This is a genomic window from Paenibacillus sp. CMAA1364 (genome assembly GCF_054373195.1).
In genome coordinates, this window is sequence record NZ_JBITNB010000001.1 from 224,784 (window position 1) to 248,099 (window position 23,316).

The window sequence follows — 23,316 nt, forward strand, 5'->3', positions numbered from 1 at the left end:
CTCTCCGTTTCCACTATTTATGTACGCTGTACATCTTCATTGCATAAGTGGTGCGCCCTTAATACGATCTTCTCGTTACAAAGTGAGCAATATCTTTCAAATTTTTCTTTGTTTTGATATCTGGTAGCTCATCTAGCACATCGAGAGCCTTAGCAATATAACGCGTAGCTAATTTCTCCGCTCTAACAATTCCTGAGCTCTGTTTGATAAGCGTGATTGCATGTGTTACATCACATTCATCATTCAGTTGACGGATGTGTGCTAATTCTTCCAGCAATAATTCCCTTACCTTGAGATCCTCTAACGCATAAATGACCGGTAAAGTTATATTACCTTGACGAATATCACTTCCTGGCGGTTTGCCAATTTGCTTCTCAGTTCCACACAGATCAAGTAAATCATCTTGTATTTGAAAAGCCATCCCCACATAATATCCATATCGGTATAATAGCGAGCTAACTTTAGCATCTGCCTCTGCGGCAACCGCGCCAAGCTGACAACTTACAGCAATCAACAAAGCTGTTTTTCGACGAATACGTAACATATAACGTCTTACACTTTGTCCCGTATTAAAGAAATCTCGAATTTGTTCCATCTCTCCAATAGACATCTCCACCAAAGCTTTGGAGAGGATCTGATGTATCTTGGGATTAGGAAGTTGTGTGACCATCTCCATCGCTCTCGCATAAATGAAATCACCTGTATACATCGCAATTTTGTTATCCCATTTTGATTTGACCGTTAATTGGCCACGCCGGGTATCTGCATCATCTATGACATCATCATGAACGAGAGAAGCCATATGGATGAGTTCTAGTGGAACGGCCACATGCATCAACTTCTCAATATTGTATTCTCCAAATTTCCCGCCCAATAATACAAAGACAGGACGAAGTCTTTTGCCACCCGCTTTGAGAAGATGAAGTGATGTTTCGTGAAGTAGTTCGTCACCACTAATGCTGCGATACAACTCCTGCTCGATGTATTCCATATCTTTTTTCAGTAATCCAAACATGTCTATTCTCTTCATCATTTCACCCGAATTCGCATATTCTCTTCCCACATTTCCATACGTACTTCATGCCCTATAAGCCCTAGCTCATAAGAGTACTGGAAATAGAGTTCTAAGCCCCGTCTTTGTTGTTCGCCATAATCGTAACATAAATTCTTGAAATAACGTTGCCAATATTGCTTAGTTCCACCAATATTAGCTTCTGCTTCCAACACAATAGGTGTCAGATCTGCTAGACTGCGACTCTTACTTTCCTGAAAAGCGTGTACGATTTCTGCAATGATCTCTGGCTTATTTTGAGCCTTTGTACGATGAACGGCCCAGACCGCGAAGGTCATACTAAATCCTGTCCATTTCTTCCAATACTCGCTTAGATCTGTCACATATAACCCATGGTCTATCCATGAAGCCTTAATGGCCTGATCTCCAATTAAGAGTGCTGCATCAGCAACTTCGATCATCGATGTCAAATCGGGTTCCATCTCAATATAATTGGGGGAAACCTTTAATGATTTATTCATGATGATCTTAAGCAAATGAATCGATGTAGCGGAGGTATTCGTCACAGCAATAGTCCCATCTATCATCTGTTCTAGTGGTTCCTTAGAGAATAATAAGATCGATTGTACCGGTCCATCCGCACTTACAGATAAATTAGGAAGTAAATACAACTCATCTGATAACTCACCATAAGCAAATGAGGATAATGCTCCGATTTCAATCCTACCTTCGCTCATGGCCTTATTCAAATAAGAAGGAACGGCTGTAATCATTTCTATAGGACCTTGTAATGCATCTGGATTGAAATAATAAAAGATAGGCCAAGCATTCGTATATTCTATTTTACCTATAATTGTCTTATTATTGTCAGGTAAAGTCATCATCATCCTTCCCATCTTTTAAATAGTTGATGATGAATCTGCATACTATCGAGTACTTTACCCACAACGAAGTGAATTAAGTCGTCCATCGTTTCTGGATGGAAATAAAAAGCCGGCATCGCTGGAATCATGCGAACACCAAGCCTAGAAAGCTTCAGCATATTCTCCAAATGAATAGCGTGCAATGGGGTCTCCCGTGGGACTAATATTAACGGGCGTCCTTCTTTTAACATGACATCTGCCGCACGTGCGATCAAGTTATCGGAGGAGCCATTCGCAACAGCGGATAATGTTCCCATGGAACATGGAATAATAGTCATTCCTTTCACCTGGAAAGAACCGCTCGCAATGGAAGCACCAATATCTCCTATCGGATGATAAATGTAGGAACCTTCATAACTATCGAACTTCTCCTTAAGAATGGCTTCACGATCCACAATACTCCAACCTAGTTCCTCATGAAGAACTCGCCAACCCGCGTTAGAAATTACAATATGTACATCCACCTGACTATCTAATAATATTTCAATTAATCGAATCCCATAAATACAGCCACTAGCTCCAGTTATTCCAACAATCCATCTGTCGTTCTCTTTGATATTCATGTTGTATACACCACCAGGTCAACAAGTGTAAAGACAAATACAACAATACTTAGAACACTGTTCATTGTAAAAAAGGCAATTTGAAGCTTACTCATATCTTTTGGCGATAAAATAAAATGCTCATATATTAATATGCCGCAAGAGATAACAATTCCAATCAAATACCACATATGTAATGACGTTGTGAAATATAGTCCGATAAATCCAATGGCAGTAAGCAGATGAAATACACGTGCAATCACAAGCGCTTTATGAATACCGAACCTTGCGGGAATCGAATAAATGCCTTCTTTTACATCGAACTCCAAATCTTGAATCGCATAAATGATATCAAAGCCAGCTGTCCAGAACGAAAGTGTAAAATAAAATATGAATGCACTAGAATCCACACTATTCGTAACTGCTACCCATCCGCCAAGTGCAGCAAGAGAAGTCGTTAATCCCAATACAACATGACAGAGCCATGTGAACCTTTTGGTATAGGAATAAATCACAAGCATAAACACGGCAATTGGTAATAATTTAACGGAAAGCGGTGTCAGCTCAAAGGCAGCCCAGAATAAAATAATGAAAGATACAATTGTAAACAATAATACTTCCATCGTTTTTAATATACCCGCTGGAATGGCTCTATTAGCCGTTCTGGGATTCTTCTTATCAATTACCTGATCAATCATTCGGTTCAGACCAAATGCTGCACTTCGAGCACCAAATAGAGCTAGCACAATCCAACCAATCTGTGCCCATGAAGGTAGTGTTCCATGGACAGTAACAGATCCCAACAAAGCTCCCATGAATGCAAAAGGAAGTGTAAACAGCGTATGTTCGATTTTGATCATTTCAAGATAGGCACCAATCTTCTTAAACATTCAAATTCTCCTTAATCCCTATATGTAGCGCAGCTATGCCCCCAGTTAGTGGGAAAGCTTCGACGTGCTGTAACTCAACATCCTTAAATATATCTACAAGTTCATCTCTACCAGGAAATATCGCCAGTGAATCCGGCAACCATTTATACTGCTCATAGCGAGATGCGAATAATTTACCTAAGCTTGGTAATACTTTTTGGAAATAGAAATAATAAATGCTTTTGAACGGTTGCCATGTTGGTTTGGATAATTCGAGACATACGATCATCCCACCTGGCTTCACCACACGTTTCATCTCTTGAAGCACCTGAATGAGATCTGGCACATTACGTAATCCAAATCCAATCGTGGCGTAGTCAAATTTATGATCTTCGAAAGGAAGGTTCATTGCGTTTCCTTCAAACAAAGAGATCGTATTCTCTCTATGATTCTTCTTTATTTTTGCACGTCCAACTTCAAGCATACTTGGACTGAAATCTAGCCCGACGATTTCTCCTGTTCCGCTTGCCTCAGCTAGACTTAGTGTCCAATCACATGTGCCACAACACAGATCTATTGCCGTTTCACCTGGCTGGACATTCATTTTAGCCATAGCAAATTTACGCCATGCTTTGTGTCTACGAAAGCTTAGAATATCATTCATCAAGTCATATTTCGTTGCAATACTCTCAAAAACAGATTGTACGAATTGCTCCTTAGGTTTATCATTCTTCATATCAAGAAGATGATCTGCGCGTTCACCAGAGCCATTGTGCTCTAATCCCATCACCTTACCCCTTTCCAGCGACTGTTCTAGCATTATTCAAAAAGGACTCGATTGGCTCCAATATGTGTCCAATATCTTTTGCCAGCTCGTCCATTATCATCGTTTCTTTCATCTGTTGCAATCTTATCACTGCTTCACACAACACATTCATTAAGATTTCATTGGATACATATGGTGTCGTTGCAGCCTGTAGTTCATTGATCACCGTTTCACATAGACTGAACTCCTGTAGCAATGTTCTCCAAGTATCTACTAATGAATCATCCATCATTGGTGTAAATGAAAGAAACAGCTGCATGTTCAGCTGCACTTTTCGCTCCAAATATTGTTCTGGTGTTACCCCATGCAATGGGATAGCACTGTACAGACTCATCTTCATCATATTCAATTGACAGATGGCTTGACTTAATTGTGTAATCACTTCGATCTGACCTTGATCAGATAGGAGCTGATAGAATCGACTGCTATAATAATCACCAGCTAACACTTTCAACTGACGAGAACGCATATCTCGTTCAGCTTGAGCGCCTGGATCTGTATCAATCATCTCATGCGTATCAAGTCCCATTTGGATTAGAGAGGTAACCAGTGTGTAAAGTTCAATATACTCATCAGATACACGTGTACTCCTATTTAAAAAAATATATAATAAATAAACACGGGCTTCCGCAAATTTTGGTAAATTCGTATTTTGATCTATCATGTCATACTCGATATAGCTACTTGCGAGTTGTGGTATTCGGTAAGATTTCATCGTTAGCCTCCGAGCTAATAACATTAAGAGTTTATCCAATAGGTCATATTCCGATTACATCCTATGCCGTATTGAACACGCACTTGAACATTCTTCATGCATTCACAATCTCGATTATTATATCACATGTTAATTCTACGCGCACTGTGGCAATTCGATCTTTTTCGCATGATCAAGGTTGTTGAAATTGATTCTGCCAAAGTTTTGTTTCCGTTATGTGGAAATTCAATTTCAATTGCTCTCTAAGTAGTTTCTCACCATTACCCTTAAGTTCATTCGTCAACTCATCGTTCCAATTCTCTCGAGTAATATCTGCAGCTAACAATAAATAATCTTTATTCACCCACTTGTTCTCTGCCACAATTCGAATCATCAATCGATCCACATTCGAGGTGTCCTGAAAGCAAAAGGATATTGCCTCAGCCATATTCTGATATATCTCGGTCGCATTCGTATCGGATTGTACCACTTTCAAATCCATCGTCAGAATTGACTTACTCCATTCTACGGTTCTGATAGGTAATGTAAAAGCTACCACGCTCAGACGGTCTACTAAATTGTCATCACTTAACCGATCGGTATGTTGAGAATTAAAGACGGAAACATTCCCTATCGATGTTGTCAGAATAGATGAACGATTTGCCATTAATTTAGGAAGAAATATCAATGTCAAAATACAAATCAGTAAAGTACACATGAATATAATCCAACGATTCATCAGATTTACCCCTCTCATCATGCGCTCCATTTCGTAACCTATACGATAAGAGTCCTTCCTTCATTGTATAATCAAAAAAAGCAGGCTATGCCTGCTTTTTCAACTCTCGCTCTCAACTTTTCCGTGTTTAGTTAATACTTCCGCTTTACCACGGATTTTAACGGCTGATGTATGACTTGTGAATTGAGCAATCAACACTTCACCTTTATCCAATTTCTCCGTATGATGAAATTTAGTATCTTGTCCTCGAGTAAGACCAATAACCTGTACACCGTTTTCTTTGGCTTTAATAACGATATAATCGTCATCTTTATTCGTTTCTATCATTAAAGTATCCCTCCCCATTTAATTCAAATAGACAAGAAAAAGCCGTGAACATACGTCACGACCTTCCTTTACATCACATACAAATGTTCTATGGATTTTGGAGAAATCTTATTTAATTCCGTCTTTAAGCGCCTTTCCTGGTTTGAATGCAGGAATTTTGCTTGCAGCGATTTCGATTTCTTCACCTGTTTGTGGGTTACGACCCTTACGTGCAGAACGCTCACGCACTTCAAAGTTACCGAATCCTACTAGTTGCACTTTATCGCCACTTTGTAGAGCTACGGAAATCGCCTCAAATACAGCATCTACTGCCTTTGTAGCATCCTTCTTAGTCAATTCTGAAATTTCAGCTACTTGGGAAATCAATTCTGATTTATTCATTTCTATTCACCTCCCCAGCAAGAAATGAGATCGAGTATTACTCTTTGTTTCCGTTTTGTCGCAAAATATACTTTACAATAGATATATAGAGGTACATTATTGCTCTAGTTAATCACACACGATGAACACGGAACAAATTTATACTAATACAGCGAACCCATAATATCAAGCGTTTAGAAAGATTTCGAAGTAATAATATGCATGATAACGACGTAAATTGTCACCTTTACATACACTTGAGAAGACATTCATATACAAGTTATATATATTTATTGATAATAATGGACATTCACCATCCTGTATTATTATCCATTTACTTTTTACAGGAAAATACCCATCCCATCTCACTTTATCTTAAATCTGTCCTTTATACTACGCACTAATTAGCTTGTAATTATATAACCGCATCATTAATCATTATGTAGTTTACTAACACCTTACTGAATATATATACATTCAGCTAAATGATAAGAAAGACAGAAAGGGCCATATGCAGAGTTTCATTCCTGCACATAGCCCCTCTATTTTCATACCTTTATTTATGGTTATAAAATAATAGCAATTAGTCCACCTGAACCCTCATTTATAATTCTTCCTAATGTTTCTTGAAGTTTATAACGGGCATTATCTGGCATCATTGCGATCTTCCCTTGTATCCCTTCGCGAACAATGGAATGCAAAGATCTACCGAAGATGTCTGAATCCCATATCTTAATCGGATCATTCTCGAAGTCTTGGATGAGGTAGCGAACAAGTTCTTCACTTTGCTTCTCTGTTCCAATAATTGGCGAGAATTCAGATTCCACATCCACACGAATCATATGAATAGATGGTGCAGTCGCTTTTAAACGAACACCAAATCGTGATCCTTGTCTAATTAATTCAGGCTCATCTAACGACATTTCCGCTAATGAAGGTGCAGCAATTCCATACCCTGTCGTCTTCACCATTTCTAAAGCTTCTGCAAAACGATCATATTCACGTTTGGCATGAGAGAATTCCTGCATCAGTTGTAGTAAATGATCTTTCCCTCGTATTTCGACTCCAACCACTTCCATGAGGATCTGATCATACATTTCATCTGGTGCATATAAATCAATCTCTGCAACGCCTTGCCCCATATTCATCCCACTTAGAGCTGCTCTATCAATAAATTCATAGTCCATGAATTGAGATACGACACGATCTACATCGCGTAAGCGACGAATATCTTTCACAGTATCTCGCACGGAATTCTCGTAATTATTACGTAACCAATGCTTATCATTTAACACCATAACCCAGCTCGGAAGATTCACATTCACTTCATGAACAGGGAATTCATACAGCACCTCACGAAGTACACCCGTTACATCATCCTCTGTCATTGTTGCTGCACTTAAAGCTATAACAGGAATATCATACTTCTCGGCTAGTTCACTTCGTAATTGAAGTGCCTCTTCACCACGAGGTTTAGTAGAGTTAATCACAAGAACGAAGGGCTTCCCAACCTCTTTTAATTCCGCGATCACTCGTTCTTCTGCTTCCACGTACGAACTTCTTTCGATCTCAGCAATTGAACCGTCCGTTGTAACAACTACACCTAATGTAGAGTGCTCCTGAATCACTTTTCTAGTTCCGATCTCAGCAGCTTCCTGGAATGGGATTGGCTCTTCGAACCAAGGCGTTGAGATCATGCGTGGACCGTTCTCATCTTCATACCCTTTAGCACCTTCAACTGCATATCCCACACAATCTACAAGTCTTACATTAACATCCAAACCCTCTGTTACATTAATTCGCACAGCATTGTTTGGGACAAATTTTGGTTCAGTTGTCATAATTGTTTTACCCGCTGCACTTTGCGGAAGTTCGTCTATAGCCCGAACTCGCTCGGCTTCGCTGGACATGTTCGGAAGCACAATGATTTCCATAAATCTTTTGATGAATGTTGATTTACCTGTGCGAACCGCACCGACAACCCCCAGGTATATATCACCACCTGTTCGCTCGGCAATGTCCTTAAAAATATCTACCTTTTCCAAGAGAGATCCCCTCCTCATATTACTCCGAAGGAAAAATGCTCTATGAGCATCCACTTCGTGTTCCATCTTCAGGACTCTACTTATGTAACAGAAGAGCCGCCATGTTCATGTCGTTCATAGTTCGCCACTAACTGTAACCCCATATAGATCATCAACCATGCGGCGTTACTCATTCGGGCATTTGGACTAGTATCATATTATGTACCTTAACAAAACAATATGACCTATATTTCATAAATAAGGACAACTCTCTTCACACTAATTTCTCTATCCCACTCAGATATATGCTTTGCTTAAACACTTTATGACGTTTACTTACGATGTATGTTCATAAAAAAAAGACTCGTCATGTAGACGAATCTTCTGTAGCTATTCCATACTTGCTTGTGGAGAACCATCCACCCAAGAATACTTAAGTGATTTAACAGGAACAAAGTAGGAGCTGCTCACAAGGTATTCTCTTAGATCCTCATTCCCTTGGGGTTTATGTTCACTCATATCAATAGCTTGCATAATATCAAATGTATAATCGACGTATACCTGACCCTCTTTATCGATTACAAATCCCATTTCCTTATTGGAATACACACTGTTGATTTTGGTACTTGCAATGCCAACTTTCATTAGGTCTACGTTGTGTATTTCTGGAGCAATCTCTTCTGCTAACGGAAGCTCATTCGCATGAATTCTAGCATACTGATCTACGGCTCTCTGCACATCGTTTACTTTCTGAACAGTCATTAAATCCATTACTTTCACAGTCGGATCCGTCTCTTCATTAATAATAAGGAAATAAGCATTTCCCCCTTTTTCAAATGCAGTGTTAGGGATTTCATCCATATAACCAGAATCCTTCAACTTCACTAAATCCACTCTAAACTTCTCATATTTAGGTGTACCTTGATCCGCATTAATAATGGGTAATATTTCAAATTCCTTCTGGTAATCATCCACAGCAGACTGTATTCTTTTCACACTCTCATGATAGGATGGTTGACTTGAAGTCTCCTGTGTTGGCGATAGACAGCCTGTAGTCACCCATACGAGCATCATAAGTACACATGTTATTTTGAATACTGAGATTGGTTGATATCTAATCCTATTCATCTTCTTTCTTCCCCCCTAGCTTCTTCCATAGAACTTCGAATTTACCATAATGTATCGGAATCATTCTGCTTTGCAGCTTCAAGTTGTTTGCGAATTGCGGCTTTCAGCCGATCTTCTGGTACTTGTACGACAACAGGTAGTTGAATCAATGCCTGACAAGATAGACGCATCCCTTGATTGCTTAATGACCCTAATTTACGGAGTTCTACATCTCCTATGGGTGAGAGAGAATAGGCATCTTCAACAGACACAATTATTTTGCACATCAAACAACCTGCCTTGCCACCACATCGAGTTGGAATATGAATTCCTGCCTTCCGAGCAGCATTTAACACACTCATACCCTGTCTTACTTTAATGGATTTCCCCATCGGTTCAAACCTGATTTCAGGATCCACAGCGATCACCTTTCTATTCTTTTGTATCCTTCTGTAGACATATAAGATAGCACTGTTGGAGCTCCCAATAATGTAGCTATCAATTCAATCTGAGCATCAGATAAATTATTCTTACTTATTAATTGCTCTAGTAGCGGAATATGATTCCTTAATTCGTCTCTCATGGTTGTAGCAATAGCTTCATATCGATCTGCACGTTGTCTAAGCACATTAAAGATCAGTTCATGACTGAGTGGTGTTAAGCTAAGCCTTACACCTTCTAATTCAATCTCAGGTGCACCTCTTCGTAGCATATCTTCCACTTCAACCTTATATTGAAAGCTATTCGATGCGATCATGAAGTTACCAACAAGTTCAATCTGCGCTTTATTTATGGAATAATGACTAAGCGTGGATGTATATAACCCACTGGTATTCAATATTTGTTCATCTACACCCCATTGAGATAGCGCTTCGTGTAGAATTACCACCGAATCAGCATCTGCAAATAAATCGATATCTCTAGGAGAACAGGGGATTACTACACCTTGCAAGGTCAAACTACAACTCCCACCTAATAGCCATGGTTTGTTTTTTGAATGCAAGCATTTCGCTGTCTTTTTTAAGGCGATTTTCAAGTCCAATGTGAGATGATTCAATGCTGTCACTTCCTTTTTATAAGAAACTTGCGATATAGCACTTTTAGAAATAAGTCTTATTACGTGCAGATATTAGCCCCTCATTCTTTACAATAGCTTGGCAAGCTAATCGATAGCCCTCATCGAATTCTTCAGGATCAAGACGCTGATGCTCCGCCTTCGTAGGTTCCTCCAAATATTCTGAACCTTCCTCAATGAAACAACGACATCGCGCGCAAGTTCCCCGTGTACATATATGTTGCCAGTCGACACCATTGGTAATCGCATGCTTAAGAAGTGTCTCTCCGACATGTAACTCCACGTTCTTTACTACAGTTCTTCCCGCAAGCTTCAAAGACAAAGCCATATATAGTTCACCCATTCTGATAAATGATAACTACTTATTATTTCTAGCTTAACGATACCAACCCACCCAGAAATCCAACAATCATTAATACAAACGCAATCACAGATAATAACATTCTGATGAACCCTTTTGTCTTACTGCGAGCATATGTAATTAAAAATACGGAACAGCCCATAATTAAAATTGCAATAAGGGATATCCACATTTTTGTCATTGCATCCATATTGTAATATCTCCAATCCATTATCCATTTTATTTACGCTATTATATCATGAATTTTGTCTTATTTCGTATAATCATAAGAAAAACACTGCGAAGTCAATGACCACACAGTGTTTGATTCCTAAAGTAACACAATATACATCAATCGTAAAGAGACTATTTCTTGATCATCATTTTCATCAAGGATTCCATACTTTGAGTACTCATACCACTTTTCTTCACAGCACTGATAATGTCCTTAATTGTACTTTCGCTTACAGGTACATTGGCCATGGCAGAGACTTGTTTGATTAACTGTCGTAATTGCACTTCATTCTGCATCGTTGACGGCTTAACAGTGCTAGCAAGTTTCTTTACTTCATTCTCACTAATATGTTTGCCCGTCTTTTTATTAATCGCATTTAACGCATCTTTGGGTATATTGTTACTCAAATGTGATCCCTCCTAGTTCCATTTTCACAGTATTATATGAAAATAGATCTTCAAAGGTGATTATCACTTAGGTATGCCATTGCTCCCAAGTTTCCTGACGCATGCGCTCCATTTCCGTTTTTGGGTCACGACCCATCAACGTCTCTACTGCAACTCTAGCATCCAATCCTTCGAATAGGACTTGATAAATCTGATCGGTTATAGGCATCTGAACACCATGCTTAATGGATAGTTTGTGAGCAGCCTGTGTTGTACGAATCCCCTCGACAACCATCCCCATCGAGGCTAATACTTCATCCAGATTATTGCCTTTACCAATTAGTGATCCAGCTCTCCAATTCCGACTATGCTGACTAGTGGCCGTAACGACAAGATCACCAATACCAGCAAGGCCAGAGAAGGTCAGTGGATTGGCACCCAGTTCTACCCCAATCCGAGCAATTTCAGCAAGACCCCGGGTCAACAGAGCTGCTTTTGCATTATCTCCAAATCCTAGTCCATCTGACATACCCGCGCCTAAGGCAATAATATTCTTAAGTGCCCCAGACAGTTCAACGCCAATGACATCTCGATTCGTATATACTCGGAAATAGGAATTCATGAACAAATCCTGTGCTGCTTCAGCTTTAGCTTTGTTCATTGAAGCGACAACCACTGTCGTTGGACATTGATTAATCACTTCTTCTGCATGACTTGGGCCTGACAATACAACAATATCAGCTTCATCACATGCAAGCTCCTCAGCAATCACGCATGACATGCGTTTGAGGGTCTCTGATTCGAAACCTTTGGTCGCATGAATAACTAGCATGTCCTTCTTCCAATACTTCTTCAGTTCTGATGATACTTCTCTCATCGCTGAGGATGGTGCAACGATTACGATAGCTGTGGAATTCTCCACAGCATCCTTCATACTCGTTGTAGCCGTAATATTAGGGGCTAATATAATATCCGGTAAATACTTATGATTCGTGTGTAACTCATTCAATTCATGAACTTGTGATACGTTATGGCTCCATAGAACAACATCTAAGTCATTTGCAGCAAGTACGCTTGCAAGCGAAGTTCCCCAACTTCCTGCAACAAGAACAGTCACCTTATTAGACAACACGCCCTCCTCCTTTACTTGTTGATCCTGACCCTAGCTTATTCTCACGATGCTGAACAATTTTCACAATATTACTTCGATGACGAAAGAACACAAATATGGTAATAACGATACTACACCAGAATGTCGGTAAAGGATATCCACCTATAATGATCAGACATATAGGCGTAAGAGCTACAAATAGTAATGATCCAAGGGAAACGTATCTTGTGATCACAATCGAGAGGATAGCAATGCTTCCTGCAATCAGAGCTGGTAAGAAACTTAATGTCGCCATAACACCAATCGTTGTCGCGACACCTTTGCCCCCACGAAAATTGAAATAAACAGGCCAGTTATGTCCAATGATAGCAAGGATACCACATAGAGCAGGAATCCATGCTTCACCAGCACCTAACCATCTACCCATCCAAACAGCGGCAATTCCTTTCATTACATCCAGCAATAGAACCAGTATAGCTGGTCCTTTTCCCAGAATACGCAGCGTATTCGTAGCCCCGGCATTCCCACTTCCATATTGACGAATATCAATTCCTTTAAGTATCTTAGCCAGGAGCATGCTAAAGCTGACAGACCCCAATAGATAGCTTAACAGGAGTGCAATTATTGGCATTAACACTATCTGGTCACCTAACTTTCATCAGACTTACGCCGAGTAAATATCCGGATCGGCGTCCCTTCAAAATTAAATGCTCCACGAATTTTGTTTTCTAAATATCGTTCATAAGAGAAATGCATTAAATCAGGATCATTTGCAAAGATAACAAACGTTGGTGGCTTCGTAGCAACCTGTGTAGCATAGTTGATACGTAATCTACGACCTTTGTCTGTTGGTGGTGCATTGGAAGCTACTGCATCTGATACAACATCATTTAAGATATGTGTCTGTACACGTAGGGAATGCTGTTGTGCAACATGTTGAACAACAGGTAATAACTTCTGAAGACGTTGCTTGGTCTTCGCGGATAAGAATACAACTGGAGCATAGGTCATAAATAAGAAATGATCTCTGATCTTCGTCTCAAATGTCTTCATCGTTTTATCGTCTTTTTCAACAGCATCATATTTATTTACGACAAATACCGAAGCTTTACCCGCCTCATAAGCATAACCTGCAATATGTTTGTCTTGTTCGATGATGCCTTCTTCAATATTGATAACGACTAGAACCACATCTGCTCTTTCAATCGCTTTCATAGCTCTCATCACACTATATTTCTCAGTATTCTCATATACCTTTCCACGCTTGCGCATGCCCGCGGTATCGATAATCACATATCGCTGTCCATCGCGCTCAAACGGTGTATCAATGGCATCTCTAGTCGTACCAGGAACATCACTTACAATAACGCGCTCCTCACCTAGAATCGCATTTACTAACGAGGATTTCCCTACGTTCGGGCGACCAATCAAGGCTACTTTGATCACATCATCATCATATTCTTCTTCCACAAGTTCTGGCAGATTATTTACGATAGCATCTAACAGATCTCCCATACCCGTACCATGACTTCCTGAGATACCAATAGGATCACCGAATCCAAGACTATAGAACTCATAGGTGTCTTCTATTTTTTTAAGATTATCAACTTTATTAATCGCTAATACAATAGGTTTGCCAGATCTGAATAGGATCTGAGCAACTTCTTCATCCGCAAGGGTGATCCCCGTCTTCGCATCACACATAAATACGATAACATCTGCTTCTTCAATCGCAAGCTCAGCTTGCATACGGATCGATTTCAGCATCATATCATCACCATCTAAGTCGATACCTCCAGTGTCAATTACACTGAACCCTTTACCATTCCAATCTGAAACACCATATATTCTATCACGTGTAATCCCTGGCTTATCTTCTACAATAGCCATACGATCTCCTATTAGTCTGTTAAATATCGTTGATTTACCTACGTTAGGTCTGCCTACGATTGCAACTACAGGTCTTGCCATTATTAACTCCTCCTATCACTCATTACGATTATTATCATAGCAAAAAACACTAAACTTGGCGAACGTCCATATAAAATGAATACCTTTTAATTGCATATGACGGATTGTCAAGACCTTATACGCTGGGTTTGACAATCCGTCATATGTAATCATATAAAAAATATCGGCGAACCCGCGGGGGTTCGCCGATTACAGAAAGGATAAGATCTAAATCACTTGAATTTATCGAGCTTATCTCCGAACAAATCTCCAAGTGTAAAGCTAAGACCTTCGTTTGATAGAGATACGTTAGGGTTATTAAATTCAACCTTTGGCTCTCTTGAAGTTCTTGGAGATCTTGGTCTTTCAGTTCTCGCTTCTTGAGCGGGAGCTTCTTCTGTTTCTTTAATACTCAAGCTAACACGCTTCTCAGATGGATTCAATTCAAGAATTTTCACTTGAACTTGTTGTCCTTCTTCTAAGACTTCTTGAGGTGTTCCGATATGGTTATGAGAAATTTGGGAAATATGCACCAAACCTTCCACACCTGGAGTCAATTCAACAAATGCCCCGAATGCAACTAGACGTTTAACTTCACCCGTTACAATATCGCCAGCATTGAATTGGCTTGCAGCATTCTCCCAAGGTCCTGGTTGAGCAGCCTTAATACTTAGGCTAATCTTCCCTTTCTCGGAATCAACTTTAAGAACTTTAACTGTAACTTTCTCACCTTCAGAAATAACATCAGAAGGCTTCTCAACGCGGCTCCATGCAATTTCGGATACGTGAACAAGACCATCAACGCCACCGATATCAACAAATGCACCAAATTGAGTAAGACGTTGTACAGTACCTTCGATCAATTGGCCTTCTTTAAGATCAGCCATGATCTTAAGCTTGTTACCTTCAAATTCAGCATCAAGCACATCTTTTTGTGAAAGAATCACTTTGTTGTTTTCACGATCAAGTTCTTTAACTTTCACACGTAGTGTACGGCCTTTGTAATCGCTGAAGTCTTCAACGAAATGGCGTTCTACCATAGAAGCAGGAATGAATCCACGTGCTCCTACATCAACTACAAGACCACCTTTTACAACATCAGACACCACTACTTCAATAACTTCTTGACTTGCGAAATGCTTTTCTAATTCTTCCCATCCATTTTCTGTATCAATTGCACGCTTGGAAAGAAGCATCATTTCTTTGTTGTCATCAATGCTGACAACTTTACATTCAACTTCTTGACCAATAGCTACGGCATCAGAAGCATTATCCAATTGTACAGATGATAATTCACGAACAGGAATTACGCCGTCATATTTATATCCAATGCTAACATACGCTTGGTTATCTTCTAGTTTGACGATCGTACCTTTTACAGTGTCTCCTTTTTTCACGGATACTCCTGTGTCTAATTCCTCTTGGTTTGATACTTCTACTACTTCGTTCTTAGTTTCCTCCGACATATCAATGCCCTCCTCAGTTCAAAATCCCATTTATTTAAACCTGCTAAGCAGTGTTCAAAACAATTATATTGTAGTATCTTTCCATAAAACTTCATTGTTCATGCATTATAACTAACTTATTGTAGGTAAGCCTGTCTTTTGCATTTCATAAATGCGTGACATAATAGCTTCCGTTGCAGCCTCTAGTTGATCCCCTGAAGAAGTCTCTCCCATGAAACTAGATAAATCTACAGGTGCACCGTATACAACTTTCATTTTACGGAAAAGCTTGTATTTGCCAAAGATTGCGACAGGAATGACGGTTGCGCCGCTACGAAAAGCGAAACTTGCAGCACCCTTCTTTGCAATGCCCGTTGTTGAGTTCCGAGTGCCTTCAGGGAAGATTCCCATCATTTCACCCTGCTTCAATATGTTGATGGACATACGAATGGCTTCTTTACTAACACCACCACGTTTAACGGGGAAAGCACCTAGTTGATGTAACAAGGATCCAAACACAGGTACATCGAATAATTCTGCTTTGGCCATATATTTAACTTGTCGTCTCAGCTTAATTCCGACCGTTATAGGATCCAGCATACTGATATGATTAGAACACAGTAGTACTCCACCATGGACAGGAACATTTTCCTTACCCACTGCTTCTAGTCGATATAGAAATGCGAATATGATTCGCAATAATCCCCTACACAAGACGTAAATCATGTTCATCTCTCTCCATCCTTGTGACTTCTGCATAAAGAAACGATTCTTTTCACAACTTGATCAATATTCATCTCTGATGAATCTAGAAGTATCGCATCCTCTGCACGACGCAAAGGAGAGATTTCTCTTTGTTCATCCAATGTATCACGGTTAGAGATATCTATTTCAAGTTGTTCCAATGAAGTTCGATCTGCATCGTTCATTTCATTAAATCGACGAAGAGCTCGTTGTGTAACGCTAGCCGTTAAGAACACTTTAACTTCAGCATTAGGTAGCACGGTAGTACCGATATCACGACCATCCATGACGACGCCCTTATTCAAAGCCATCTCCCTTTGAAGATGTACTAAATGCGAACGTACCCCTTCAAGTTGAGCATATTGCGATACAAGTGCATTGACTTGGGATGAACGAATGTAATTCGTCACATCTTCTCCATTGACCCATACCTTTTGCCCGTCCATATCCGGCTTCAGTTCAATTTCCATTTGATTCACATATTCAAGCACTTTATTTGGCGAATCATGTCCTATGGAGAACTTAGTCATGTACCATGTTACAGCTCTGTACATCGCACCCGTGTCTACATAAATGTAGGACAGGTGATTAGCCACCAGACGTGCAACTGTACTCTTACCTGCACCTGCAGGCCCATCAATGGCAATGTTAATTCTGTCTATCACTTCGGAATTCTGACTACCCAAAGGAGTATTCCCTCCCATACCTTCAACTCATAAACTCAATAAAAAAGCAGGCATTGCCTGCAACGAATAAATTATATCACATATAGCTCTTCGTTGCAAAATAGAACTTCAATTAATCATTGTACCACTTTTTCACATTTATTTCTGATAACGGTAAGCCGTCCAACCGATACACCGAAGAGACGTGTGTTCGAAGTGAAGGAATATGCACAACTATTTGATAGCCGATCATGAAACTAACTAGAAGCAAGAACATATATTTGACCATTTTACTGCATGATTTGAAAAACACATTAAATAATTTCACATAGTCCGAAGTGTCATCATGTTCATCTGTCATCGTAGGATCTCCAATATCGTTTTACGTTATTGTTCCAAAAAAATGACAAAACATCCATGTCACTATCGATCTCTGAAATCCATCTGTCTTTCGAAACAATAACGAATAAGTTTTTGACGTTCCGAATTAAAGATCTCCGTAAATTTAAGCATAATGATACACCGATTAAATTCATTGTTCTTGATACGAACAATTTCAGCTTTGAATGGAATATGTTCAATAGACCCATTCTTAAAGTGCGTCAGTACCCAGCAGGATAACATTTCTCCTTCATTTAGGTTCAACTTTGATTCAACACAGAATGACAAGCCCCCACCACTAACATCTTCCGTTTTGGCGATAAATCTTGTTCCATCTTCTTTTTGAATAGCGATCTCAAGATTTCCACTAACACGGAAATACGTACGTCGTTGAACCTTTGAGATTTCATCTGATTTAGGTTTCTGCAATCTTACCATTCGAATAATATCTTCTTTAAAACCAAGCACGTATGTATTGAAATAATGCTTAATTCCACCGTCAGTCATATAATATGCAGATAATTCATCTCCAAGAAATAACCTTTTTAATTTCCCATTGTCTTCCTCCATCGGAATCTCAATCAGAAATGATTCTTCTTCGATATCTGTTATTCTCGACTTATAACCTACTCCGACCATTTTGTCATCTGACGAACTAACATTCATATATATAAGTTCATTTACCTTTAAAGACAACTTAGCTCACCACCATCATTTAATCTGTATATAACCTTTATTATAACACGGATATTTGCATAGAAAAATGACATTCGATCAATGTTTCACATTCGAATGTCATTTTCTTCTTTATAAACGCTATTTAATTGGTGTTTTAACCGTCACAACACTCTCTTCTGTTCCGTTCTCAGCATTAATATACACACGATAAGTCGCCCCATTCACTTCTCCACCGAATTCATAACACAATACTTCAACAGAACCTTCTCCCACAATCAAAGATTTCCGACTATAATTATCTTTGAATTCAGGATTCAACATTTTCTTTGCCTCATCTAATGTTAACTTAGGCTTAGGGATGATTCGACCATCATGATGTTCAACGACGAACTCACTGGCTTGAAGCCCGATCACATCGCCATGATCAAGCCCTATTCGAATCGTTATTTTCTCAGGATATATTAGAACATCATCCTGTTTGTGTACATAAGTGAAAGTCCCCATATTCCCATACTCATCTGCCATAATAGGCACCATATCTGGATATCCCTTTTTAGAGAGGAAACTATTCGCTTTCTCAACGGTCTGTTTCATGTCTACTTTTTTATCTCCTACTTTACGACTGTCAACATAGGATATAAGCAAACCGCCCTTACGTGTGAAATCCATGGAGATTGCGCTCGACTTTTTAGTCTTACCTTTCACCTTTGCTGTAAAGGAAGCCCATTCTGTACCCTTTCCATTCTCTATTACTTCAATATCTGATTCATTAGATACACCAGCGAACTTGGCTGCTTTACGACGAATATCCGCCTCTGTCACCGGAATACCATCAAGTTTCTTTATCGTACGTTTGTCATTTAAAGCTGTAACTGTAGGACCCCAATCGAGTTCCGGATATTCCCCTACCGTTTTGTCCACCGTTCTGAACCCATCGATTATACTGTTATCTTCAGCCTTATCTTCATTCGCTATAGCTGTTTCAACATCCATCCAACGTAACCGATTACCGATTACTTTCTCTTGAACTTCTAGTAAATCCTTTGAGATTTGTCCTGAGTCCTTATATAACACCTTTAATGTGTTAAATTCTTTCTCACTCAATGGCTCCTTATTCAAATCGCGCAAAGATGTCTCATAAGCGAATCTTGAAATTTTGGATAGGAACTCTTCTGTTTTATTGAATGGAAGTAAGGTCAGTGGTAACTGATTAATCTCACTCTGAGCTTGACTCGTCATTCGCCACACATTAATTAATCCTTTACGGTGCATGGACATGGACGTTGAATTGACCGCTAGAGTGCTTCCCAACTCTCCATGAAGTCGATCCATATGAAAACTCAAATCATGAAAAGCTCTTTGATATTGATTCTCCGCCTTGATTAATATCATATTTTTTTCTTGATTCTCTTGATAACCCCATACCATAGCTCCAATCAACAGTATCGTCATGACAGGAAATAACACGCCACTTAATCGCTTATACATAATGTTCTCCAGTCTCCTTTCTTATAACTCTTGTTGTATAGTGTGACAAGAAGATTGAAGTCTTATGCATGATTAATTCGTCTTTCATGACAGAATATTAGATTGCGGCTTAGATACGACTACTCCATTGAATTGTCTAGAGTTATCTTATTGAATCGAGATCTAATCACATCCATGATATTAAGCCATCTGTTCTTCCATATCGAAATGGTGTTGATTATCACACAGACATCTTTTAAAACCCGTTTCAATTTGGCCCTGTACTTTACGTCCACTCAGAATATAGTATTCTCCACACTCTTGGCATACAATCTTTACCTTTACGCGCAAAAAAAAGACACCTCCTCTTCTAAAAGATTACGACGTATCCTAAACAACATTAGTGAACTAAACTATTGTTATTTGGTCTTGGTCGTACTCATTTCATCAGATCAAGTGTGTCCAATTTATTCATGTATTAACCTCTTCTTCTCTCTTACGAAAACGAAAAGGAGAACTATTGTTAGCTCGAATGACTTTGTCCATACCTCCATACCATAATATCGCCATTAGTGGAACGATAAACCAAATCCAATAATCGGTTATGGTAGTTAAAATAAGATCATAGGCACCATGAAAGACCCATGGTATGAAGAGAGAATAAGCTAAATATCTACGTTTGTGGTGTTTTGCCCGAAATCGAGCTAATCCGAAATAATAACCCATGATCACTCCAAATAATGCATGACCAGATACTGGCAGTAACGCTCTAACAAACATAGTTCCGATAGATGCTTGACTATACCAGGCATACATGATGTTCTCAACCGTGGCGAAGCCTAGTGAAATGGTTACTGCATAGACAATGCCATCGTAGGGTTCATCAAATTCAACATGGTTATAAATGATAAAATAAAGAACAAGCCATTTCAACAATTCTTCAACACCTGAAGATATGAAAAAAGATTGGATAACAGGATGATTCCCTAAGCCTATGGTCAATCCTCTTTGTATAATCATGACTGGAATAACAATAAATAATCCCAGTATGAATATACGTATAATCAAATGAATCGGTTCAGCATCATATTTGTCTTTGAGATAGAAGAACGTCAGCAAAGCTAAACCTGGCGCCACTGCAGACGCAATAACTGAAAACAATAGCACCGTTTCTCCTCCATCTTAAGCTACCTATGATTTGATGTTATGTTTGGCGAGTAAAATGGTAACAAATCACTTCTATAGCTTTCTCAGCAATAATTAGCTTGCCGTACTCGTCTAAGACAGCTTCCGTAGTCGAAACGGATTCACCAAATTCCGCTAATACGGCAATCAATGATGGAATCTTATCTTCGTCTAAATCACTAGGATCTAAATATAACACCCATTTATCATTATAGTTATACAGCTTACCCGCCTCTGTAATATTCGTACGAAGAACGTGAGCTGCTTCAATTAATACTTCGATATCATTAAAAGAGTACACGATAGTGTCACTTTCTTCGAGTGTCACTTCCATCTCATATACATCATCTGCCATATCATCTTCTGTGCGATTCATATATTGATGATGATCGTATTTCCCGCGAGTGACGATAACTACCATACCTTGAGCAGGTAAAGCGAACACTTCAACAGCCAAAGGCCCTGTAGCATCAAAACCTACCTCGTTATATGCCTGATCCATCATATCCGTGAATAGTTCATGCACCTTTGGTATTTCTTGCCACATGTCTTCCTTTTGAATGCCACGCTCACTGAGATCATCAAACGTTAGGAAAATCCGTATCTTATCTGGACTTAAACGTTCTATTTTCATGATAGGACCCTCCTTTACAAGCAATGAGATACTACAAAATATGATCTCACGTTCTAATTGTGCTGAAAAATAGTACTTATGTAAGTATCGTATCATTTTCTTTTCATAAATGCACGTAATAAAATATATACGAAATGGTAACCATACATCATCATATATTTATACACTTATCGCAAAAAAAAGAATCATTTAATAAAGACAATTTCTGCCTATTAAATGATTCGAAATTCAGGCCATCTTTTTTTATATACCTGGTATAATGGTATTCGTCTCTTTCAGAATCATATCCACTTCATTCTTTACATCTGGGTTTTCTTTTATGAAGTCTTTAATCATCTTCATATTGGATTCCTTCGAATAGGTCTGTGCCTGGACACCTGACGTATCAGCGGTTTGGTACGCTGTAGTATGATTGGAGCTCGCCGTGGGACGTTCACTATCACGGTCGCCACCCATATTCATACCCATCATTGTGAAATCCATCATTTTCTCTTTTGCCATATCAGCCATTTGACCCATGGAACCATTCGGAGAATTCTTGGTTAACATATTCGTTGCTGCTGCACCGATAACAATGCCCGTTAAAAGTGAAGAGATTTTCACCCGCATTACCTCCTTATGTGATAGAATCAACGCTAGTATTAGCAAAAAACCAACGACTCATACGGTAAAAAAAAGGAAAGAGAGATGCTACCATGAAAAAACAAATGATGACGCTTTTTCTTATCAGCACATTTTTACTTAGTGCATGTTCGAATGCAAATGATGAAGTAACCCAGACACAACCTAATCAAGATCTGCCTTCTAACGCTGAACAAAATCAACAAGACCCACAAATCTCAGACGTAAAAGAGGAAGAAGTCCCTTCAGTAGTCGAAAAGGAACCTGAAGTACAAGAAGAGCCAACAATTGAACTGACCTATCATATGAATAAAAATTATGATATTGTTCCAAATAATGATGAAACACCAAAAAAAGTCGTATTGCTTACCTTTGATGACGGTCCAAAAGATGAAAAGATGATCAATAGCCTTATTGATACACTGGACAAGCATAATGCCAAAGCTATATTCTTCGTGAATGGCTATCGTGTCAAAGAAAACCCGGATTTGCTCAAATTAATACACGACCGCAAACAATTGATTGGAAATCATAGTTGGGATCATATCGCATTAAATAAAGAACCTGAAGCAGAAGTGAAAAGACAAATTGAGGATGTTCAAAACGCAGTTAAGGATATCACTGGAGAAGCACCCTCCTTCTTCCGACCACCCTTTGGGGCTGGTGGCGATGTTGGCAAGAAAGTTGCAAGTGACAACGGCTTATTGTATATGACTTGGTCTAATGGATCATTAGATTGGGAAATGAAGTCAACCGATAAGAATCATACAGCTACGATCATTAAGAATATTACCGACCAACTACATGCGGGCAGTAACATTCTAATGCATGAATTACCTTGGACTGTAGAGGCATTGGAATCTTTATTAACTGAACTTGAATCAAGAGGTTATTCATACGTTGATCCACGCAGTATTGAGTTACAAATGCGTTAATCAATCTTCATTTCGTGCAACAAATAGGGTGTCCCATAAGC

The 23,316-nt window shown here is 39.1% G+C and carries 30 protein-coding genes; 1 reads left to right on the forward strand and 29 read right to left on the reverse strand.

The features are described 5' to 3' along the window. Positions 1-58: 58 nt before the first annotated feature. The 29 genes from ACH8E3_RS01085 to ACH8E3_RS01225 all read right to left on the reverse strand — a co-directional run bounded on the left by ACH8E3_RS01085 (position 59) and on the right by ACH8E3_RS01225 (position 22,322). Entirely contained in the window at positions 59-1,030 is a 972-nt protein-coding gene (locus ACH8E3_RS01085) for a polyprenyl synthetase family protein (protein WP_458630896.1), read from the reverse strand. Continuing rightward, the gene (locus ACH8E3_RS01090; protein ID WP_458630897.1) at positions 1,030-1,893 is read right to left on the reverse strand and encodes a menaquinone biosynthetic enzyme MqnA/MqnD family protein; all 864 of its coding nucleotides are present in this window, start codon (positions 1,891-1,893) and stop codon (positions 1,030-1,032) included. The genes ACH8E3_RS01085 and ACH8E3_RS01090 overlap by 1 nt, the downstream gene beginning before the upstream one ends. A 2-nt stretch (positions 1,894-1,895) precedes the next feature. After that, positions 1,896-2,498, reverse strand: a complete 603-nt coding sequence (locus ACH8E3_RS01095) for a UbiX family flavin prenyltransferase (protein WP_458630732.1) — start codon at positions 2,496-2,498, stop codon at positions 1,896-1,898. Next, positions 2,495-3,367, reverse strand: a complete 873-nt coding sequence (locus tag ACH8E3_RS01100; RefSeq protein WP_458630733.1) for a UbiA-like polyprenyltransferase — start codon at positions 3,365-3,367, stop codon at positions 2,495-2,497. Before ACH8E3_RS01100 ends, ACH8E3_RS01095 begins: the two co-directional genes overlap by 4 nt. Next, a complete protein-coding gene (locus ACH8E3_RS01105) occupies positions 3,360-4,082 on the reverse strand; it encodes a demethylmenaquinone methyltransferase (protein ID WP_458630898.1) in 723 nt (240 codons plus the stop codon). The genes ACH8E3_RS01100 and ACH8E3_RS01105 overlap by 8 nt, the downstream gene beginning before the upstream one ends. Before the next feature lie 55 nt (positions 4,083-4,137). Beyond that, a complete protein-coding gene (locus tag ACH8E3_RS01110) occupies positions 4,138-4,887 on the reverse strand; it encodes a heptaprenyl diphosphate synthase component 1 (RefSeq protein ID WP_458630734.1) in 750 nt (249 codons plus the stop codon). A gap of 172 nt (positions 4,888-5,059) precedes the next feature. Beyond that, positions 5,060-5,605, reverse strand: a complete 546-nt coding sequence (locus ACH8E3_RS01115) for a hypothetical protein (RefSeq protein ID WP_458630735.1) — start codon at positions 5,603-5,605, stop codon at positions 5,060-5,062. Positions 5,606-5,704: 99 nt separating this feature from the next. Further along, the gene (gene mtrB, locus ACH8E3_RS01120; protein ID WP_458630736.1) at positions 5,705-5,932 is read right to left on the reverse strand and encodes a trp RNA-binding attenuation protein MtrB; all 228 of its coding nucleotides are present in this window, start codon (positions 5,930-5,932) and stop codon (positions 5,705-5,707) included. A 108-nt stretch (positions 5,933-6,040) separates the two neighbouring features. After that, the gene (locus tag ACH8E3_RS01125; RefSeq protein ID WP_458630737.1) at positions 6,041-6,313 is read right to left on the reverse strand and encodes an HU family DNA-binding protein; all 273 of its coding nucleotides are present in this window, start codon (positions 6,311-6,313) and stop codon (positions 6,041-6,043) included. Between the two features lie 545 nt (positions 6,314-6,858). Beyond that, on the reverse strand, positions 6,859-8,337 hold the full coding sequence (spoIVA, locus tag ACH8E3_RS01130; protein ID WP_458630738.1) for a stage IV sporulation protein A: 1,479 nt from the start codon (positions 8,335-8,337) through the stop codon (positions 6,859-6,861). 369 nt (positions 8,338-8,706) lie between these two features. Further along, entirely contained in the window at positions 8,707-9,444 is a 738-nt protein-coding gene (locus tag ACH8E3_RS01135; RefSeq protein ID WP_458630739.1) for a hypothetical protein, read from the reverse strand. Between the two features lie 41 nt (positions 9,445-9,485). Beyond that, positions 9,486-9,842, reverse strand: a complete 357-nt coding sequence (locus tag ACH8E3_RS01140; protein ID WP_458630740.1) for a 2Fe-2S iron-sulfur cluster-binding protein — start codon at positions 9,840-9,842, stop codon at positions 9,486-9,488. Positions 9,843-9,847: 5 nt separating this feature from the next. Continuing rightward, the gene (locus ACH8E3_RS01145) at positions 9,848-10,375 is read right to left on the reverse strand and encodes a hypothetical protein (RefSeq protein WP_458630741.1); all 528 of its coding nucleotides are present in this window, start codon (positions 10,373-10,375) and stop codon (positions 9,848-9,850) included. Positions 10,376-10,523: 148 nt separating this feature from the next. Beyond that, entirely contained in the window at positions 10,524-10,826 is a 303-nt protein-coding gene (locus ACH8E3_RS01150) for a 2Fe-2S iron-sulfur cluster-binding protein (RefSeq protein WP_458630742.1), read from the reverse strand. Between the two features lie 43 nt (positions 10,827-10,869). After that, complete coding sequence (locus tag ACH8E3_RS01155) at positions 10,870-11,049, reverse strand: DUF2768 family protein (RefSeq protein ID WP_458630743.1); 180 nt, start codon at positions 11,047-11,049, stop codon at positions 10,870-10,872. Between the two features lie 155 nt (positions 11,050-11,204). Next, the gene (locus tag ACH8E3_RS01160; RefSeq protein ID WP_458630744.1) at positions 11,205-11,480 is read right to left on the reverse strand and encodes a stage VI sporulation protein F; all 276 of its coding nucleotides are present in this window, start codon (positions 11,478-11,480) and stop codon (positions 11,205-11,207) included. 67 nt (positions 11,481-11,547) lie between these two features. Then, complete coding sequence (locus ACH8E3_RS01165) at positions 11,548-12,588, reverse strand: NAD(P)H-dependent glycerol-3-phosphate dehydrogenase (protein WP_458630745.1); 1,041 nt, start codon at positions 12,586-12,588, stop codon at positions 11,548-11,550. After that, positions 12,581-13,207 carry a glycerol-3-phosphate 1-O-acyltransferase PlsY gene (gene plsY, locus ACH8E3_RS01170; RefSeq protein ID WP_458630746.1) on the reverse strand — a complete coding sequence of 209 codons (627 nt, stop codon included), beginning with the start codon at positions 13,205-13,207 and terminating at the stop codon, positions 12,581-12,583. The genes ACH8E3_RS01165 and plsY overlap by 8 nt, the downstream gene beginning before the upstream one ends. An 11-nt stretch (positions 13,208-13,218) precedes the next feature. Then, a complete protein-coding gene (der, locus tag ACH8E3_RS01175) occupies positions 13,219-14,541 on the reverse strand; it encodes a ribosome biogenesis GTPase Der (RefSeq protein WP_458630747.1) in 1,323 nt (440 codons plus the stop codon). A gap of 212 nt (positions 14,542-14,753) precedes the next feature. Continuing rightward, complete coding sequence (gene rpsA / locus ACH8E3_RS01180) at positions 14,754-15,986, reverse strand: 30S ribosomal protein S1 (RefSeq protein WP_458630748.1); 1,233 nt, start codon at positions 15,984-15,986, stop codon at positions 14,754-14,756. Between the two features lie 111 nt (positions 15,987-16,097). Then, complete coding sequence (locus ACH8E3_RS01185; protein WP_458630899.1) at positions 16,098-16,691, reverse strand: lysophospholipid acyltransferase family protein; 594 nt, start codon at positions 16,689-16,691, stop codon at positions 16,098-16,100. Positions 16,692-16,693: 2 nt separating this feature from the next. Then, the gene (cmk, locus tag ACH8E3_RS01190) at positions 16,694-17,395 is read right to left on the reverse strand and encodes a (d)CMP kinase (RefSeq protein WP_458630749.1); all 702 of its coding nucleotides are present in this window, start codon (positions 17,393-17,395) and stop codon (positions 16,694-16,696) included. Between the two features lie 112 nt (positions 17,396-17,507). After that, entirely contained in the window at positions 17,508-17,735 is a 228-nt protein-coding gene (locus ACH8E3_RS01195; protein ID WP_458630750.1) for a hypothetical protein, read from the reverse strand. Positions 17,736-17,797: 62 nt separating this feature from the next. After that, on the reverse strand, positions 17,798-18,451 hold the full coding sequence (locus ACH8E3_RS01200; protein ID WP_458630751.1) for a flagellar brake protein: 654 nt from the start codon (positions 18,449-18,451) through the stop codon (positions 17,798-17,800). Positions 18,452-18,571: 120 nt separating this feature from the next. Then, positions 18,572-19,921, reverse strand: a complete 1,350-nt coding sequence (gene ypeB / locus ACH8E3_RS01205) for a germination protein YpeB (protein ID WP_458630752.1) — start codon at positions 19,919-19,921, stop codon at positions 18,572-18,574. A 180-nt stretch (positions 19,922-20,101) separates the two neighbouring features. Then, positions 20,102-20,251, reverse strand: coding sequence for a hypothetical protein (locus tag ACH8E3_RS01210; protein WP_458630753.1), 150 nt, complete (start codon positions 20,249-20,251; stop codon positions 20,102-20,104). A 120-nt stretch (positions 20,252-20,371) separates the two neighbouring features. Next, complete coding sequence (gene prsW, locus ACH8E3_RS01215; RefSeq protein WP_458630754.1) at positions 20,372-21,067, reverse strand: glutamic-type intramembrane protease PrsW; 696 nt, start codon at positions 21,065-21,067, stop codon at positions 20,372-20,374. A gap of 37 nt (positions 21,068-21,104) precedes the next feature. Then, positions 21,105-21,719: a genetic competence negative regulator gene (locus ACH8E3_RS01220; RefSeq protein WP_458630755.1), complete on the reverse strand. Its 615-nt coding sequence runs from the start codon at positions 21,717-21,719 to the stop codon at positions 21,105-21,107. A 243-nt stretch (positions 21,720-21,962) separates the two neighbouring features. Further along, complete coding sequence (locus ACH8E3_RS01225; RefSeq protein ID WP_458630756.1) at positions 21,963-22,322, reverse strand: hypothetical protein; 360 nt, start codon at positions 22,320-22,322, stop codon at positions 21,963-21,965. 92 nt (positions 22,323-22,414) lie between these two features. Between ACH8E3_RS01225 and ACH8E3_RS01230 the strand changes: the two genes are divergently transcribed. Beyond that, complete coding sequence (locus tag ACH8E3_RS01230; RefSeq protein WP_458630757.1) at positions 22,415-23,275, forward strand: polysaccharide deacetylase family protein; 861 nt, start codon at positions 22,415-22,417, stop codon at positions 23,273-23,275. Positions 23,276-23,316 lie beyond the last annotated feature (41 nt).

Bases quoted from the DNA above. Each gene is read 5' to 3' on its own strand.
- ACH8E3_RS01085 (WP_458630896.1), bottom strand. From the start codon at position 1,030: ATGAAGAGAATAGACATGTTTGGATTACTGAAAAAAGATATGGAATAC.
- ACH8E3_RS01090 (WP_458630897.1), bottom strand. From the start codon at position 1,893: ATGACTTTACCTGACAATAATAAGACAATTATAGGTAAAATAGAATAT.
- ACH8E3_RS01095 (WP_458630732.1), bottom strand. From the start codon at position 2,498: ATGAATATCAAAGAGAACGACAGATGGATTGTTGGAATAACTGGAGCT.
- ACH8E3_RS01100 (WP_458630733.1), bottom strand. From the start codon at position 3,367: ATGTTTAAGAAGATTGGTGCCTATCTTGAAATGATCAAAATCGAACAT.
- ACH8E3_RS01105 (WP_458630898.1), bottom strand. From the start codon at position 4,082: ATGAAGAATGATAAACCTAAGGAGCAATTCGTACAATCTGTTTTTGAG.
- ACH8E3_RS01110 (WP_458630734.1), bottom strand. From the start codon at position 4,887: ATGAAATCTTACCGAATACCACAACTCGCAAGTAGCTATATCGAGTAT.
- ACH8E3_RS01115 (WP_458630735.1), bottom strand. From the start codon at position 5,605: ATGAATCGTTGGATTATATTCATGTGTACTTTACTGATTTGTATTTTG.
- mtrB (WP_458630736.1), bottom strand. From the start codon at position 5,932: ATGATAGAAACGAATAAAGATGACGATTATATCGTTATTAAAGCCAAA.
- ACH8E3_RS01125 (WP_458630737.1), bottom strand. From the start codon at position 6,313: ATGAATAAATCAGAATTGATTTCCCAAGTAGCTGAAATTTCAGAATTG.
- ACH8E3_RS01135 (WP_458630739.1), bottom strand. From the start codon at position 9,444: ATGAATAGGATTAGATATCAACCAATCTCAGTATTCAAAATAACATGT.
- ACH8E3_RS01150 (WP_458630742.1), bottom strand. From the start codon at position 10,826: ATGGCTTTGTCTTTGAAGCTTGCGGGAAGAACTGTAGTAAAGAACGTG.
- ACH8E3_RS01155 (WP_458630743.1), bottom strand. From the start codon at position 11,049: ATGGATGCAATGACAAAAATGTGGATATCCCTTATTGCAATTTTAATT.
- der (WP_458630747.1), bottom strand. From the start codon at position 14,541: ATGGCAAGACCTGTAGTTGCAATCGTAGGCAGACCTAACGTAGGTAAA.
- rpsA (WP_458630748.1), bottom strand. From the start codon at position 15,986: ATGTCGGAGGAAACTAAGAACGAAGTAGTAGAAGTATCAAACCAAGAG.
- ACH8E3_RS01185 (WP_458630899.1), bottom strand. From the start codon at position 16,691: ATGATTTACGTCTTGTGTAGGGGATTATTGCGAATCATATTCGCATTT.
- ACH8E3_RS01195 (WP_458630750.1), bottom strand. From the start codon at position 17,735: ATGACAGATGAACATGATGACACTTCGGACTATGTGAAATTATTTAAT.
- ypeB (WP_458630752.1), bottom strand. From the start codon at position 19,921: ATGTATAAGCGATTAAGTGGCGTGTTATTTCCTGTCATGACGATACTG.
- ACH8E3_RS01220 (WP_458630755.1), bottom strand. From the start codon at position 21,719: ATGAAAATAGAACGTTTAAGTCCAGATAAGATACGGATTTTCCTAACG.
- ACH8E3_RS01230 (WP_458630757.1), top strand. From the start codon at position 22,415: ATGAAAAAACAAATGATGACGCTTTTTCTTATCAGCACATTTTTACTT.